This window comes from Nocardiopsis sinuspersici (assembly GCF_001998325.1).
GTDB classification, from domain to species: Bacteria; Actinomycetota; Actinomycetes; order Streptosporangiales; family Streptosporangiaceae; genus Nocardiopsis; species Nocardiopsis sinuspersici.
In genome coordinates, this window is the sequence record NZ_MCOK01000001.1 from 3,246,540 (window position 1) to 3,261,445 (window position 14,906).

General features: G+C 72.2%; 15 protein-coding genes. 1 reads left to right on the forward strand and 14 read right to left on the reverse strand.

Annotation, left to right across the window (positions count from 1 at the left end; all coding sequences use genetic code 11):
* Positions 1 to 20: 20 nt before the first annotated feature.
* From lgt to hisI, 12 genes are all read right to left on the reverse strand, one after another.
* Positions 21 to 1,130, reverse strand: a complete 1,110-nt coding sequence (lgt, locus tag NOSIN_RS13935; protein ID WP_077691157.1) for a prolipoprotein diacylglyceryl transferase — start codon at positions 1,128 to 1,130, stop codon at positions 21 to 23.
* Positions 1,131 to 1,185: 55 nt separating this feature from the next.
* Positions 1,186 to 2,166 carry a DsbA family protein gene (locus NOSIN_RS13940; protein WP_077691158.1) on the reverse strand — a complete coding sequence of 327 codons (981 nt, stop codon included), beginning with the start codon at positions 2,164 to 2,166 and terminating at the stop codon, positions 1,186 to 1,188.
* A 53-nt stretch (positions 2,167 to 2,219) separates the two neighbouring features.
* Complete coding sequence (locus NOSIN_RS13945; RefSeq protein WP_077691159.1) at positions 2,220 to 2,732, reverse strand: MauE/DoxX family redox-associated membrane protein; 513 nt, start codon at positions 2,730 to 2,732, stop codon at positions 2,220 to 2,222.
* Between the two features lie 365 nt (positions 2,733 to 3,097).
* Complete coding sequence (gene trpA / locus NOSIN_RS13950; RefSeq protein ID WP_077691160.1) at positions 3,098 to 3,916, reverse strand: tryptophan synthase subunit alpha; 819 nt, start codon at positions 3,914 to 3,916, stop codon at positions 3,098 to 3,100.
* Positions 3,913 to 5,130 carry a tryptophan synthase subunit beta gene (gene trpB, locus NOSIN_RS13955; RefSeq protein WP_077691161.1) on the reverse strand — a complete coding sequence of 406 codons (1,218 nt, stop codon included), beginning with the start codon at positions 5,128 to 5,130 and terminating at the stop codon, positions 3,913 to 3,915. Before trpB ends, trpA begins: the two co-directional genes overlap by 4 nt.
* 236 nt (positions 5,131 to 5,366) lie before the next feature.
* Entirely contained in the window at positions 5,367 to 6,173 is an 807-nt protein-coding gene (trpC, locus tag NOSIN_RS13960; protein ID WP_077691162.1) for an indole-3-glycerol phosphate synthase TrpC, read from the reverse strand.
* Positions 6,174 to 6,415: 242 nt separating this feature from the next.
* The gene (locus NOSIN_RS13965; protein ID WP_077691163.1) at positions 6,416 to 6,796 is read right to left on the reverse strand and encodes a CD225/dispanin family protein; all 381 of its coding nucleotides are present in this window, start codon (positions 6,794 to 6,796) and stop codon (positions 6,416 to 6,418) included.
* Positions 6,797 to 6,895: 99 nt separating this feature from the next.
* Positions 6,896 to 7,408 (reverse strand): DUF2752 domain-containing protein, encoded by a 513-nt coding sequence (locus tag NOSIN_RS13970; RefSeq protein ID WP_143832935.1) that lies wholly within the window; start codon positions 7,406 to 7,408, stop codon positions 6,896 to 6,898.
* A gap of 93 nt (positions 7,409 to 7,501) precedes the next feature.
* On the reverse strand, positions 7,502 to 7,885 hold the full coding sequence (locus NOSIN_RS13975) for a CD225/dispanin family protein (RefSeq protein WP_077691165.1): 384 nt from the start codon (positions 7,883 to 7,885) through the stop codon (positions 7,502 to 7,504).
* Between the two features lie 258 nt (positions 7,886 to 8,143).
* A complete protein-coding gene (locus tag NOSIN_RS13980; protein ID WP_077691166.1) occupies positions 8,144 to 8,482 on the reverse strand; it encodes an HGxxPAAW family protein in 339 nt (112 codons plus the stop codon).
* On the reverse strand, positions 8,482 to 9,138 hold the full coding sequence (locus tag NOSIN_RS13985) for a Trp biosynthesis-associated membrane protein (protein ID WP_077693585.1): 657 nt from the start codon (positions 9,136 to 9,138) through the stop codon (positions 8,482 to 8,484). Before NOSIN_RS13985 ends, NOSIN_RS13980 begins: the two co-directional genes overlap by 1 nt.
* A gap of 47 nt (positions 9,139 to 9,185) precedes the next feature.
* Positions 9,186 to 9,530: a phosphoribosyl-AMP cyclohydrolase gene (gene hisI, locus NOSIN_RS13990; RefSeq protein ID WP_077691167.1), complete on the reverse strand. Its 345-nt coding sequence runs from the start codon at positions 9,528 to 9,530 to the stop codon at positions 9,186 to 9,188.
* Positions 9,531 to 9,678: 148 nt separating this feature from the next.
* Between hisI and NOSIN_RS13995 the strand changes: the two genes are divergently transcribed.
* Positions 9,679 to 10,674, forward strand: coding sequence for a phosphoheptose isomerase family protein (locus NOSIN_RS13995; RefSeq protein WP_077691168.1), 996 nt, complete (start codon positions 9,679 to 9,681; stop codon positions 10,672 to 10,674).
* A 161-nt stretch (positions 10,675 to 10,835) separates the two neighbouring features.
* Here the strand turns inward: NOSIN_RS13995 and NOSIN_RS14000 are convergent, their stop codons facing one another.
* Together NOSIN_RS14000 and NOSIN_RS14005 are read right to left on the reverse strand one after the other, a co-directional pair.
* Positions 10,836 to 12,692: an ABC transporter ATP-binding protein gene (locus NOSIN_RS14000; RefSeq protein WP_077691169.1), complete on the reverse strand. Its 1,857-nt coding sequence runs from the start codon at positions 12,690 to 12,692 to the stop codon at positions 10,836 to 10,838.
* A complete protein-coding gene (locus NOSIN_RS14005) occupies positions 12,689 to 14,710 on the reverse strand; it encodes an ABC transporter ATP-binding protein (RefSeq protein WP_077691170.1) in 2,022 nt (673 codons plus the stop codon). The genes NOSIN_RS14000 and NOSIN_RS14005 overlap by 4 nt, the downstream gene beginning before the upstream one ends.
* Between the last annotated feature and the right edge of the window lie 196 nt (positions 14,711 to 14,906).

The window sequence follows — 14,906 nt, forward strand, 5'->3', positions numbered from 1 at the left end:
TCCACGTGGCTTTCCTGTGTCTACTCGGGCTTCGCCCCGGGATCGGTTCGCTCTTCGGTGTCCCGCTCGGTCGAGCCCTCGCTACTAGATCGCTCAGGGCTCGGGTGGTATTCCGTCCCCGCCTCCTCTGAGCTGCCGTTCTTCGCTCCGACCCGTGGTTCATCGCTGCCCAGGGCGCTGTAAACGGTGCTGTCGTCGGTGGTCTCGCCGTCCGATGTGGGACCGAACACCTGGGTGCCGGCGTCGTGGCCGTGGGGGACGACGGCGCTGGAGAAGGAGTCCATGCGCCGGCCCGCCCAGACGAAGTAGGCCAGGGCGGCGAGGAAGACCAGGATGGAGGTCCAGTTGTTCAGGCGCATGCCCAGGAAGTCGTTGGCCGGGTCCACCCGCAGGTACTCGATCCAGAACCGGCCGAGGCAGTAGCCCATGACGTAGAGGGCGAACAGGCGCCCGCCCTGGAGGGAGCGCTCGTAGCGGTGGCCCGCCCAGGCCAGCAGGACGGACAGGGCCAGGCACCACAGGGACTCGTAGAGGAAGGTGGGGTGGTAGGTGCTGACGCCGAGCTCCATGCCCGGGCGCAGGACGCCGTTCGGGTAGGGGGAGATCTCCACGGCCCAGGGCAGGTCGGTGGGCCGCCCGAACAGCTCCTGGTTGAAGTAGTTGCCCCAGCGGCCGATGGCCTGGGCCAGGGGGATGGTGGGGGCGATGGCGAAGGAGAGCTTGGACATGGACAGGCCGCGCTTGCGGGCCACCAGCCACACGCCAAGGGCTCCCATGGGGACTGCGCCCCAGATGCCGAGGCCGCCCTCCCACACGTACAGGGCGCGGATGGGCTCGCGTCCCTCGGCGAAGTACAGCTGCGCGTCGCTGATGACGTGGTAGAGACGGCCGCCGATCAGGCCCAGGATCACGGCCCACACGGCCATGTCCATGATGGTGCCCTTCTCACCGCCCATCGCGGCCCACCTGCGCTCGCTCCACAGGACCGCGACGATGACGCCGGCGAGGATGCACAGGGCGTAGAAGTGGATCTCCAGTGGCCCGATGGGGATGGAGTTGACCTGTGGGCTGGGGAAGGCCGCGAGGGCACGGCCGGACTCGACCGCGCCCTCGGAAGCTGTCGACGACAATGTCACTGGTCTGCTCTCGGGTTCGCCCCGCGTGCGGGGATGTCTTCAGGGGTGGCTACTCCGCACCACCCCCGTCGCCCATGGGCCGGGTGTCGACCTCGCCGGGTTCGGCTGAGTCGATCGCCTCGTCGAGGCCCCGGGCGGTCATCGCGGTGTTGTTGTCGAGCAACTCACCGTTGACGTAGACGGAGGGGGTCGCGCGGAAGGCGTTGTCTCCGCTGTAGCGAGTGTAGGCGTTCCCGGTGGCTTCGATGATCTGGCCCGTGTACGTCCCGTCCAGGAACGAGGAGTCGTGGCCGTTCTCCTCGCCCCAGGCGAGCAGGTCGGACAGGACCATGGTGCCCAGCCTCTCCTGGCCGAGCTGCTCCTGGGCGTCCTGGGTCAGGGCGGGCAGGAACTCCCCGGTGAACCGGGTGACCACCTCGGCCTCCTCCTCCACGCGCTGGTCGAACTGCTCCTGCTGCTGCTCGGTGGGGTCGGTCTCTGCGAACCAGTCCTGGAGCTGTTCGACGGCGAAGCCCTCCTCGCCCTCGGTGGGCTGGTTCTCGAAGAGGATGTCGTTGTACGGGACGAAGCGGTCGTGGTCGGCGGCGGCGCGGGCGGCGGCCCCGGCGCGCAGCGAGTTGCTGCTGATGGGCGGCGGCTGCTGGGCGAAGATGCTCACCGGCCGGTAGTGGACGATGGCCTGTCCCTCGGCGGCGTTCTCCTTGAGGACGTCGCCGTTGAGCAGTTCGAACTGGCGGCAGGCGGGGCACTGGTAGTCGGCGTAGACCTCGACGACGGGGGCCTCGACGCCCTCCTGGGCCATGACGACGCTGCCGTCCTCCTGCAGGGTCCGGGGCGGCAGTGCGCCCTCGAACCCCGAGCTCCGGCGGTCGGCGTTGAGCACGAGGTAGCCGATGCCGACGATGAGCAGGACCACCACCGCGGCGGCGCCCACGACGAGCAGGGTCCTGTTGCGTTTGGCCGCCCGCTTCTCCTTCTCCCTCTGTTCCCTGATCCTCTCGCGGGAGCGCCTGCGCGCTTCACTCCCCATGCTTTCCCCTGTTTCTGCTGCTGGATACGGCCGACCGGGCCCGTTTCGGGGGCTCACCGGAACAGTCCGAGGGCGCGGTCGATGGCGAAGGGCGAACGGGGCCAGAGTGCGATGAAGCCGCCCAGGGCCGCGAAGGCGATGTCGCGGGCGATGGAGAGCCCGTACTTGGTCTCCCCCGGCTCGACCTGCCCGCCGCCGCCGAAGCAGCCGCAGTCGATGTTCAGGCCCCGCGCCATGGCCGAGACGACCCCGGCGATGAAGACGACCATGAGCAGTGCGCTGACGGCGCCGACGTAGCGGGTGGCGAGTCCGGCCAGGAGCAGGACGGCCAGGGCGATCTCGAACAGGGGGAGGGTGTAGCCGATGAGCCGTGCGACGTCGACGGGGAAGAGGTCGTAGGCCTCCACCGCCTGGACGGACAGGGCCGGGGGGAACTTGGAGACCGCCGCGTAGAACAGGACGGCGGCCAGTCCGACCCGGCAGGCGAGGGTGAGCCAGGGTTGGACGGCCTCCCAGCGCGATCCGCGTGCGGAGTCGGGGGCGACAGTCTGGTCGGGTGTGTCCATCACTCGGGCCTTCGGGGAGATAGGGGGCGGATCATCGCTTCGGGTGTGCGCCTCGCCGCTCTTCGTGTCGCGTCAGATCCTACTGCCTGTGTCGAGTGCGTGACCCTGCGTCCGGAATCTCGGGCGCAGCGGTCGCCGCCCTCGGGCGACGGGCGTCACCGCCGCCTCCATGGATACCTGGTCGCGGGGGCCTCGCGGGGCTTTCCGGGGAGGCTCTCACCCGATTCTCACCGCCTTAACCGTTCCCTTGCCCGGAGCGGGGGCGACGGACGCGGTCCGGGTGGCGAGGACCACGGGCAGAGCGGGAGGCCGCCCCGCAGGGGACGGCCTCCCGCCTGTGTCGGGGCGCCGGGACGCCCCGGTGCTCAGGTGCGGCCCGAGCGCACCCCCTCCGCCAGTTCCTGGGCGAAGGAGCGGACCGCGACGAGTCCGGTCTCCAGGTCGGGCGCGTCCAGGATCCGCTGGCAGAACCCGGCTCCGACGATCACCCCGTCGGCGTAGGCGGCCACCTCGGCGGCCTGGGCGCCGGTGGAGATGCCCAGGCCCACGCAGACCGGCAGTCCGGATCCGCGGGTGGCCTCCCGGGTGCGCCGCACCAGTTCGGCGGCGGTGTCGGCGACCTGGGTGCGGGTGCCGGTCACGCCCATCAGCGAGGCCGCGTACACGAAGCCGCTGCAGGTCCGGGTGGTCAGGGCCAGCCGCCGGTCGGTGGAGGAGGGCGCGACCAGGAACACACGGTCCAGCCCGGAGGCGGTGGAGGCGGCGACCCACTCCTCGGCCTCCTCGGGGATGAGGTCGGGGGTGATCACCCCGGCCCCGCCCGCCTTGGCCAGGGCGTTGGCGAAGCGCTCCGCGCCGTAGCGCTCGATCGGGTTCCAGTAGGACATGACCACGGCGGCGGCGCCCGTGGCGGCGGTGGCCTCGACCACGCGGAACACGTCGTCGGTGGTGGTCCCGGCCGCCAGGGCCCGGTCCGCGGCGCGCTGGATGGTGGGGCCGTCCATCATGGGGTCGGAGTAGGGCAGGCCGACCTCGATGACGTCGCAGCCCCCCTCCACCATGGCCTCGACGACCCTGATCGAGGACTCGACGTCCGGGAACCCTGCGGGCAGGTAGCCGATCAGCGCTGCCCGTCCGGCCTCGCGGGTCTCGGCCAGCCTGTGCTGTAGTGCGGTGGCGGTCATGCCTGTCCCTCCGGGTCCACGAGGCCGAAGTAGGCGGCCGCGGTGTCAACGTCCTTGTCGCCGCGCCCGGAGAGGTTCACCAGGATGACGGCGTCCGGGCCGAGTCGCTCGCCGAGCTTGCGGGCGCCCGCCAGTGCGTGCGCGCTCTCGATCGCCGGGATGATGCCCTCGGTGCGGCACAGCAGCCGGAAGGCCTCCATGGCCTCCGCGTCGGTGATCGGCTCGTAGGTGGCGCGGCCGGTGTCGGCGAGGTAGGCGTGCTCGGGGCCCACCGCCGGGTAGTCGAGTCCGGCGGAGATGGAGTGGCTGGGCAGGGTCTGCCCGTACTCGTCCTGGAGCACGAAGGTGCGCGCCCCGTGGAAGACCCCGGTGCTGCCCGCGGTGATGGAGGCCGCGGTGCGGGTCGTCCGTGCGCCCTCTCCCCCGGCCTCGAAGCCGTACAGGGCCACGTCCTCGTCGGGGATGAAGGCCGCGAAGACGGCCATGGCGTTGGAGCCGCCGCCCACACACGCGGCGACCGCGTCGGGGAGCCTGCCCACGCGTTCCAGGACCTGCTCGCGCGCCTCCTGGCCGACGACGAAGTGCAGGTCGCGCACCAGCTTGGGGAAGGGGTGGGGACCGGCCACGGTGCCGAACAGGTAGTGGGTGCGGTCGACGTTGGCGACCCAGTCGCGAAACGCCTCGTTGATGGCGTCCTTGAGGGTGCGGCTGCCGATGGTGACGGGGACGACCTCGGCGCCGAGCATGCGCATGCGGGCGACGTTGAGCGCCTGGCGCCGGGTGTCCTCCTCGCCCATGTAGATCACGCACTCCAGGCCGAGCAGGGCGCAGGCGGTGGCGGTGGCCACGCCGTGCTGGCCGGCGCCGGTCTCGGCGATGACGCGGGTCTTGCCCATGCGCTTGGTGAGCAGGGCCTGGCCGAGCACGTTGTTGATCTTGTGCGAGCCGGTGTGGTTGAGGTCCTCGCGTTTGAGCAGGACGCGGGCGCCGCCGCAGTGCTCGGAGAAGTTGCGGGCCTCGCTCAGGGCGCTGGGCCGCCCGGTGTAGTCCTTGAGCAGTGCGGCGAGCTCGGCCTGGTACTCGGGGTCCTGCTTGGCCTTCTCCCACTCGGCGGTGACCTCGTCGAGGGCGGCGATGAGCGCCTCGGGGGCGAAGCGGCCGCCGAAGCGGCCGTAGTGCCCGTGCGGGTCGGGCAGTGGTTGGTCGTGACTCATGGGAAGTTCTCCTGGGAAGGGCCGACCGCGTGGCTTCCCCGGACCTTGCGCCGCGGGGTCCGCGCGCCGACCGGCTGTGCGCCGCCTGGCTCCGGCGGCGCGTTCGGACTGTGGGTCAACGCGGCGTCGGGAACCCGCGGCTCACGCCTGCGGGCTCCCTAGAGCCATCGCCATCGGAGGCCGGGGCGCACCGTGGCCGCGCCCGGCACCTGCGTCGTTCCCGTCACGGTGTGCCCCTAGTTCCGGTCTCGCAGGGCGGGGTGGGCCCCGGCGGTCACCAGGTCGGCGACGGCCTCGCGCGGGTTCCGGCCGCGGACGAGGCTCTCACCGACGAGGACGGCGCCGGCACCGGCGCCGGCGTAGGCCAGCAGGTCGTGCGGGCCGCGGACTCCGGACTCGGCGATCTTGACGACGTCGGAGGGGATGAGCGGGGCGAGCCGGGAGAAGGTGTCCCGGTCCACCTCCAGGGTCTTGAGGTTGCGTGCGTTGACGCCGACGACGGTGGCCCCGGCGTCCAGGGCGCGGGAGACCTCCTCCTCGTCGTGGACCTCCACCAGCGGTGTCAGGTCCAGCGAGCGGGCACGTTCGACCAGGGACACCAGGGCCTCCTGGGACAGGGCCGCGACGATGAGGAGTACGGCGGAGGCCCCGAAGGCGCGGGCCTCCCACAGTTGGTAGGAGCTGACCACGAAGTCCTTGCGCAGCAGCGGGGTCTCGACCGCCTGGTGGACCGTCCGCAGGTCGGCGAGGCTGCCGTTGAAGCGGCGCTGCTCGGTGAGGACGCTGATCAGGGCGGCGCCGCCGGCCTCGTAGTCGCGGGCCAGGGCCGCAGGGTCGGTGATGGTAGCGAGGGGGCCCTTGGAGGGGCTGGCCCGCTTGACCTCGGCGATGACGTGCACGCCGGGGCGCCGCAGGGCGGCCTCGGCGTCCTGCGGGGTGGGTGTCGCCCCGGCCTGGGCCTTGAGGCGGTCCAGGGGGAGGGCCTCCTGCCGCTGCGCCAGGTCAGCGCGTACTCCGTCGAGGATCTCGTCGAGCACGCTCACCAGTTACTGCTCCCTCGTGAAAGTGGGCCGGTCGCGGTGGTGGTCCGCCCTGGGGCGGCCCACAGTCGCGCGACGGGACCGGACACCGCCGTCGCACCGTGTCGCTGGTCATCGTATCCACCCGCCGGGGCCGCGTGGTCGGCGACCCCGCGTGACACTCCGTGGGAGTCCGGGAACACGGGCGGAGGACGCGGAGGGAGGGGCGCTCCGTCCCGGCCCGCGGGGACGGAGCGGGGCCCGTGTCAGTAGGTGTCGTAGGTGGTGTCCACCGTGCCGGCGGTCGTCCCGTAGAAGGCGATCATCACGACGATGAACACGATGTAGAGCACGACGAAGACCACGCCGATGATGAAGAGCACCAGGCCGATGATGCCCATGGTCTTGGCGGTGCGGGCCGCGGACTCGGCGCCCAGGTAGTCCCCCATCTGCCACTTGCTGTTGATCTGGAGGGAGAAGACCAGGCCGATGATGCCGATGACCGGCAGGCAGCTCAGGATGCCGAGGATGTTGTGCACCAGGTAGGTCTTGGGCGGCTCCCCGGGCGGCGGTCCACCGTATCCGGGAGGGCCTCCGTAGCCACCGGGAGGGCCGTAACCGTCGGTGGGCGGGGGTCCGTAACTCATGTGATCAAACCTTCCGGAAGGTGGAGGTGTCTTGGTGCCGCGCGGAGGAGGTGGCCGCGCTCATCGGATCAGACTGCGCCGGGCCGGTTCTGGTTCCCTCTACCAGCCGGGGAACAGCGGGGTCTCGGGGGCCAGGAAGGAGAACCAGGGCAGGTTGCGCAGGATCCAGTGCCCCATGATGACGGTGAGCAGCCCCCACAGGAACCAGCCGGGCGTGAGCTTGGGCGGCTTCGTGGGCGGCCGGACCGTTCGGACCAGCCAGAGCGTGTAGGTCCACGCGATGTAGGGGGCCAGCAGCCACGCCAGGGGGTTCATGCTGATGGAGGCGAGGACCTCGCCGTGGGTGAGCAGGGCGATCGCGCGCATGCTGCCGCAGCCGGGGCAGAAGGTACCGGTGAGCAGGAGCCAGGGGCAGGTGGGGTAGTTGCCCGGCTCGTTGGGGTCCACGAGGTGCAGGAGCGCGGCTCCCGTCAGGCCGAGGACGCCCAGGCCCACGGGCCACACGACCGGGTGCAGCCTCTCGGCCCGGCGCCTGATCCGTTCGGCCGGGGAGGGTGCCGCTGGGGGCGGGGGCGAAGGGCTCTCCGACGGCTTTTCGTGGTGTGGGTGCACGCGACCAGCTTAGGGCTTTGGGGACCGGAAGGACTCTGCCCCCGAGTGCCGGGGCGCTCGGGGGCAGACGTGGTACTGGAGGGCGGGTGCCTTCTAGTAGTACGTCGGGCTGCTGGCCGACGCGGCGATGACGATCATCAGGATGTAGAACCCGATGCTCAGCACGTAGGCGATGCTGCCGAGGATGAAGGCGAGCTTCGTCCACTTCTTGGCCTGGGCCTGGGCCTCCATCGCGCCGGCCTGGTCACCGCGGTTCCACAGGTCGTTGACCTTGGTGGCGCTGATGATGGCCGGGATGGCGAAGGGCCAGCAGCAGAAGATCGCCACGATGGCCCAGGTGAGGCCGTTGTCCGGCGGGGGGCCGCCGGGGGCGCCGTAACCGCCGCCGGGAGGGCCGTAGCCGCCGCTGGGGGGACCGTAGCCGCCGCCGGGGGGCGGGCCGCCGGGGTTGCCTGGGGGCGGGGGACCATAACTCATGCTCGGTACAACTTTCAGAAGAGGACAAGGGATTTGGCGCGGCGTGCCGACGGCACGCCGATCCGGCATGGGGCAGGGCCGGATCACCGGCAGCGTACGCCGCGGGCAGGAACGAATGATTCCAGACCAGTGGGAGTCCCACCGAATGGAACCAACGCGACAGTCAGGGCCGGTGGAGTGAATCTACCCGTCCTGTACGACCTTCGTCCATTTTCTGCCGCGCACTCGTGGTGAGCTGTGGTTTCGCCGGGATCGGGTTCAGGCCCTGGCGGACTCGGCGTCGGGGTCGAGGGCGGGGCCGGGCTGGGCCGCGGCGGGCTCGGCCTGGGCGGCGGCGGCCTTACGGCCGGCCTCCCACTCCTCGCGTGTGGGCGGGACGGGACGGGGCTCCTTGCGGCCCAGCCCGGCCTTCTTCATGGCGCCGGCGATCGCGGCGAGCACGACGCTGACGCCCAGGGCGACGGCGGTCCACAGCAGCACGTCACCGCCGGAGAAGACGATGACGAAGGCCGCCGCGCTCCACACCACGATCCAGGAGATGGTGAGGAACCAGGCGGACACGGTGTTGCCGTGGTCCTCGTGGTGTTCGTCGGCCATCAGGGATTCTCCTTCGGTTCGGCTGGCCGTGCTGCCAGCGATGCGTGTTCCGTGCCGTCCCCGGACGTTTCCGCGGCGTCTCCGGACGCGGCGCCTCCGGGGGCGTCGAGTGTGGGGTCGTCACCGGCGTCCAGCGATTTCCACAGGTCGGAGGATGTCTCGGCCCGGGTCGCACGCGGTGCGGCGTCTCGATCGTACCGGGTTCCCATGCCCGGCCAGGCGGGGGCCCTTACCACGGCGAACAGGCCCGCCGCCACCAGCAGCACGGCGCCCGCCACGGCCATGGCGGGACCGGGGGCGGACAGCTGGGGGGCGGCGGCCACCTGCGCGCTGCCGGCCGCGGCGGTGGTGTTCTCGGACACGGCGGCGAGGAGGGTGTCGGGTCGGGTGGCGTCCCAGACCGCGCCGAGGGCCGCCGCGCCGCCGACGGCGACGAGGAGGCCGATCGCCCGGCGGGCCCGGTTCCGGGCGGCGTACAGGCCCGCGATCCCGGCCAGCCCGGCCCAGCCGATGCCGCTCAGGGCGCCGGTGAGGTCGGTGCCGGTGAGCTCGACGGGCGCGGGGGCGACCGGTCCGGGGGCTTCGAGCTGGCCGGTCACCCAGTGGCGTCCGGCCGCGGCCAGCAGCAGGGCGGCTCCGGCGGCCAGGACGAGCATGGCCAGGCCGTACTCCCGTCCCGTGCGCGCCGAAGGGGTGGAGGAGCTCACAGGAGTCTCCCCGCGTCGAAGCACGTGCGGTCGCCGGTGTGGCAGGCGGCGCCCCTCTGGTCGACGCGGACCAGAAGGGTGTCCCCGTCGCAGTCGAGTGCGACCGACACCACACGCTGGGTGTTGCCGGAGGTGGCCCCCTTGACCCAGTACTCGCCGCGGCTGCGCGACCAGTAGGTGGCGGCGCCGGTGGTGAGGGTGCGGTGCAGCGCCTCGTCGTCCATCCAGGCGAGCATGAGCACCTCCCCGGTGTCGTGCTGCTGCACGACGGCGGGGAGGAGGCCGTCCGGGTTCCGCTTCAGGCGGGCGGCGATGTCCGGGTCGAGGCTGGTGACACTCATGCGTTCCAGGTTATGGCCGGGCGCGGAGCGTCCCGCACCGGGTGGTGTCCGAGGGCCCGAGGGCGGTGGGAGGGAGGGGAGGCGGGAGATGTCCTAGAGTTCGTGCGTCCGTACCGTCACCGCCTCGTTCCTTCCTCCTGGGGGTTCCGTGACCGCCGAGTCCCTGTCCGCCGACCTCGCGGGCAAGCCCGAGGCCCTGGCCTCGCTCGCCGACCGCTTCCCGCGCTGGGATCCCTACGCCGCGCTGCCCGCCCTGTTGGACGACGAGCCCGCGTCGGTGCGCTTCCTGGGCCTGGGCGCGGCGCGCCACGCGTGCGAGGTGGCGGCCGCGCGCCTGCGCCGGGCCGGGATCGCGGCGACCGCGGACTTCTCCTCCTCGGTGGAGGAGCCTCCCGCGGGCCCGGAGACGCTGGTGGTGGCGGTGAGCCTGGGCGGCGGGCAGCGGGAGCTGTACACGGCCTTGGACCGCTATGTGGCGCGGTCTCCGGTGATCGTGCTGGCTCCGTCCGTCGACGCCGTGGTGGGACGCCAGGCGGACCTGCTGGTGCCGCTGCACGCGGGCGAGGAGGCGAGCGGCCTGGGCTGTCGCGCCTACCAGCACGCTCTGGCCCTGCTCCTGCTGCTGGGGCACCGCCTGGGCGCGCCGGTGTCGGGGAACAGCCGGAACCTCCCCGGGCTGCTGCGCCGGGCGGCCAACGCGACGGTGTCACTGCTGGAGAGCGCCCCGGAGTGGGTGCCCCGGGCCGCCCGGGTCCTGGACTCGCCGCACGGTGTGCACCTGGTGGCCCCGGCCGAGCGGTTGGCGTCGGCGGGGCAGGGGGTGCAGGCGCTGCGCAAGGGGCCGGTACGGGTGGCGCACACGTGCGAGACCGGGGAGTGGTCGCACACCGACCGCTACCTGGCGGCGGTGACGGACTACCGGGCGCTGCTGTTCGCGGGGTCGGCCTACGACGAGCGGTTCTCCGAGCACCTGCGGCACCTGCGGGGCGCGTTCGTGGCGGTGGGCCCCACCCCCGGCCGCGAGCGCGTGCCGGGGGCGGAGCTGACGGTGCGCTATCCGGGCGACTCCGACCCGGACGTGAGCCTGCTGGTGGAACCGCTGGTGGCGGAGCTGCTGGCGGCGCACTGGTGGCGCGGCCGATGACACTGTCCGTCTGATGACCGCCGACCCGTCACTGGGCGCCCGAACCCGGAAAGTACCGCGCGTGGCGTCCGTTGAGGGTGGTGGCCCGCCCGGCGCGCAGCGCCCCCAACGGGCGACGGCGGGCGACGGGCGGGCGGAGCAGAGCCCCATAGCAAGCACGATCAGGCCGAGGAGCTCACCCAGGAGGCGTACAGGTCGGCGTACACGCCCGGCTGGGCGGCCAGCTCGGTGTGGGAGCCGCTCTGCGCGATGCGCCCGGCGTCGAAGACGAGCACCCGGTCGGCGGCCTCGGCGGTGGACAGGCGGTGCGCGATGGTCACCGAGGTGCGTCCCCGTGTGAGCCGGTCCAGGGCGCGCTGGATGCGCACCTCGGTGTGCGGGTCCACGGCGGAGGTGGCCTCGTCCAGGACCAGCAGGTCCGGGTCGGCGACGTAGGCGCGCACCAGGGCCACCAGTTGCCGCTCCCCCGCCGACATGGACTCGCCGCGCTGGCCCACCGGGGTGTCCAGCCCGTGCGCGAGGCCGTCGAGCCAGTCCGACAGCCCCAGTTCGGTGATGGCCGCCTCCAGTTCGGCGTCGGTGCTCTCGGGTCGGGCGAAGCGGATGTTGTCGCCCAGGGAGCTGTCGAAGAGGAAGCCCTCCTGCGGGACCATGACCACCCGGCCGCGCAGGGAGGAGAAGGCCACCTCGCGCAGGTCGACGCCGTCGAGCCGGACGGTGCCCTCGTCGGGGTCCATCAGGCGGGTGAGCAGCTTGACGAAGGTGGTCTTGCCCGAGCCGGTCTCCCCCACCACGGCCAACCGGGTGCCGGGGGTGACCTCGACGCTGACGTCGTCCAGGACGACGGGGCCCTCGGGGTAGGAGTAGGTGACCTCCTCGAAGGAGACCCGGACCGGTCCGCGCGGCAGCTCACGGCCCGCCTCACCGGGGTCGGCGATGTCGGGGACGGTGTCGAGCACGCCCAGGACGCGGCGCCAGCCCGCGATGGCGTTCTGCGCCTCGTTGAAGATCTCGGTGGCCATCATCATCGGCTGGATGAACAGGGTCATCAGGAACAGGAAGGCGATGAGCTGGCCGGCGGTCAGGTCGCCGCCCAGGCCGAGCCAGACGCCGATGAGGACCACGGCGGTGTTGCCGACGGCCGCGATGATCTCGGCGAAGGGCGAGACCGCCACGGACAGCCGCTGGGCGCGGATCTGGGAGCGGCGGGTGGTCAGGACGGTGGTGTCGATGCGCTCGGCGGTGCGCCGCTCGATGCCGTGGGCGCGGATGACGGCGGCGCCCGTGACGGTCTCACCGATGACGCCGAGCATGTCGCCGGTGTTCTCGCGGACCTTGAGGTAGGCCTTGGACAGCAGCCTCTGGAGCCAGCGCACGCCGAACAGCAGCGGCAGGAAGCAGATCCACACCACGAGGGTGAGCTGCCAGGAGTAGACCGCCATCAGGACGGTGGCGACCAGGAGCTGGCCGCTGCTGACCAGCAGGAGCATGCCGCCCCACTGCATGAAGGTGCTGATCTGGTCGACGTCGCTGGTGACCCGGGAGACCAGGGCGCCCTTGCGCTCGCTGTTCTGGGTGAGCACGGACAGGTCGTGCACGTGCCGGAACGCCTTGCGGCGCAGCGTGGCCAGGCCGGACTCGGTGGCCCGGTACAGGCGCACGTTCATCAGGTAGGAGCAGACCATGGTGACCACGAGCAGGGCGGCGCAGACGGTCACCATGCGGGTGACGAAGTCCAGGTCGGGGCCGTCGTTCCCGGTGAGTCCGTTGTCGATGATCTGTTGGACGGCGACGGGCACGATGACCTTGCCCGCGGTGGCCACGACCGCGAAGGCCAGTGTGAGCCACAGTCCCCGTGCGAACTCCGGGGAGAGCCTGAGGCCGCGCCTGAGCGTGTCCATCGCGCCCTCGGAGGAGCGGTGCAGGAACAGGACCGGGTCGGCGGCGCCGTCCTCACGCTCCTGCCGCGCTCCGGGGTCGGGCCGCTGGTCGGCGCGTGTCCGGGCGGGTGCGCTCATCGGCTGGTCTCCTCGGTGGTGTCGTCGCCGCGTCGGGCGGGCTCGGGTGGTCCGGGCTCCTCGGGGACGGCCGCGTACTCGGACTCGTTCTCGGCGGAGGCGCGCTCGTAGGCGGTGACGAGCCTGGTGTAGCCGGGCGAGGTGGTGAGCAGTTCGTCGTGGGTGCCGCGGGCCAGGACGCGCCCCCGTTCCATGTAGACGACCTCGTCGGCGAGTTCGATGGTGGCGCGCCGGTAGGCCACCACGACCACGGTGGCGGCGTCGTCGCGTTCGCGCAGGCCGGCGAGGATCCGCGCCTCGATCTGCGGGTCGACGGCGGAGGTGGCGTCGTCCATGATGAGCAGCCGGGGGCGGCGCACGATGGCGCGGGCCAGGGCCAGGCGCTGGCGCTGGCCGCCGGACAGGGTGGTGCCCTTCTCCCCGAGCCGGGCGTCGAGCCCGCCCTCCAGCTCGCCGACGAAGCCGTCGGCGCGGGCCAGGCGCAGGGCGGCCCAGACCTGGTCGTCGTCGATGTCGGCGCCCAGGGTGATGTTCTCGCGGACGCTGTCCTCGAACACGAAGGTGCCCTGGGGCACCAGGGCGGCGTGCCGGGGGATCTGGTCACGTTCCAGGTCGCGCACGTCGACTCCGTCGAGGGTGACGGTGCCCGAGTCGGCGTCGACCAGGCGCATGAGCACGGTGGTGAGTGTGGACTTGCCCGCTCCGGTGGGGCCGACCAGGGCGACGGTGCGCCCGGGGGCGATGTCCAGGTCCACGCCGTTGAGGACGGTGGCGCGGGCGGCGTCGGGGTCCTCGTCCATGAGGTCGCGTCCGCCGTCGCCGTCGGCGTCGTAGGAGTCGGCGTAGGAGAAGGTGACGCCTCGGGCGCGCAGGGCGATGCCGGTCGGGGTGTCCTCCAGGGTCCGGGTGCCGTACTCCATGGCGCCGCCCGACTTCAGGACGGACTGGACGCGGTCCCAGCCCACGACGCTGCGGGGCAGGTCGCCGAGGATCCACCCGAAGGAGCGGATGGGCAGGGCCAGCAGGGTGAACAGGTAGGCGATCTGCACGAGGCCGCCGGGGTCGATGTCACCGGTGGACAGCCGCCACATGCCCAGGAGCAGGACGGCGAGCACGCCGAAGTTGGGCAGCGCCTCCATGACGGGGTCGAACATCGAGCGCATCCGGCCGACCTGGATGAGCGCGTCGCGCAGGCGGTGGGCGGCGTGGGTGAAGCGTTCGGTCTCGGTGTCCTCGCGGCCGAGGGTCTTGACGACCAGGGCGCCGTCGAAGGACTCGTGGGCGACGCCGCTGACCTCGCCGCGCAGGGCCTGGGCGCGGGAGGCCATGGGCGAGACGCGGCGCTGGAAGACGACGTTGGCGACGGCCAGGACGGGGAAGACGACGAAGGCGACCATGGCGAGCACCGGGTCGGTGGTGACCATGGCGACGGCGGCGATGACCAGCATGAAGACGCTGCCGACCGCCATGGGCAGCGGTGCGAGGGGCTGCCAGGCGGCCTCGACGTCGGAGTTGGCGTTGGACAGCAGTTGTCCGGTGGGGTGGCGGTGGTGCCAGGACAGGGGAAGGCCGAGGTACTTGCGGGCGACGGCGCGCCGGTAGCGGGCCTGCATGCGGAACTGCATGAGCGCGGCGAGCATGCGGCGCATGGCGATGCCGGTGGCCTTGCCGAGCCCGACCGCCATGAGCAGTGCCGCGGCGGTGGTGAGGGCGGCCGCGGTGGTGGTCCCCCGCTCGAAGGCGGGGAGGATGGTGGTGTCGGTGAGGTAGCCGAGCACGGAGGCGGAGCCGACGTTGACGGCGGCGTGGAGCATGGCGCCGACGACGGCGACGAGGAAGATCCACGGCTCGGTGCGGATGGCGGTCCCCAGCACGCGCATCCCCCGGCCGAAGACGCCGGTGTGCGCGTCCGCACGGGGCCGTTTCCGGGGTTCGGCGTCCCCGCCGCCCTCTCCGGTTCCGGGTGGGGCCGTGCCCCCTTCCGTTTCCGGGTCCCTGGTACTCGTGCCCTGCGCCATGCGCTCCCCGTTCTCTTCTCTGGCCGGGGCGGGCCCGGCGCAGCCCGACAGACGCACGGCGGCCCCCGGGCATGCCGAGGGGCCGTGGAGTGCGCGTGCCGTGTCAACCTATCCAGCGGTACCGACAGGTTCCACCAGATTGTTTCAGCGCCGGACGCGACAGGGCTATTCCGTCCAGTTCCGGGGCGTGGCAGGG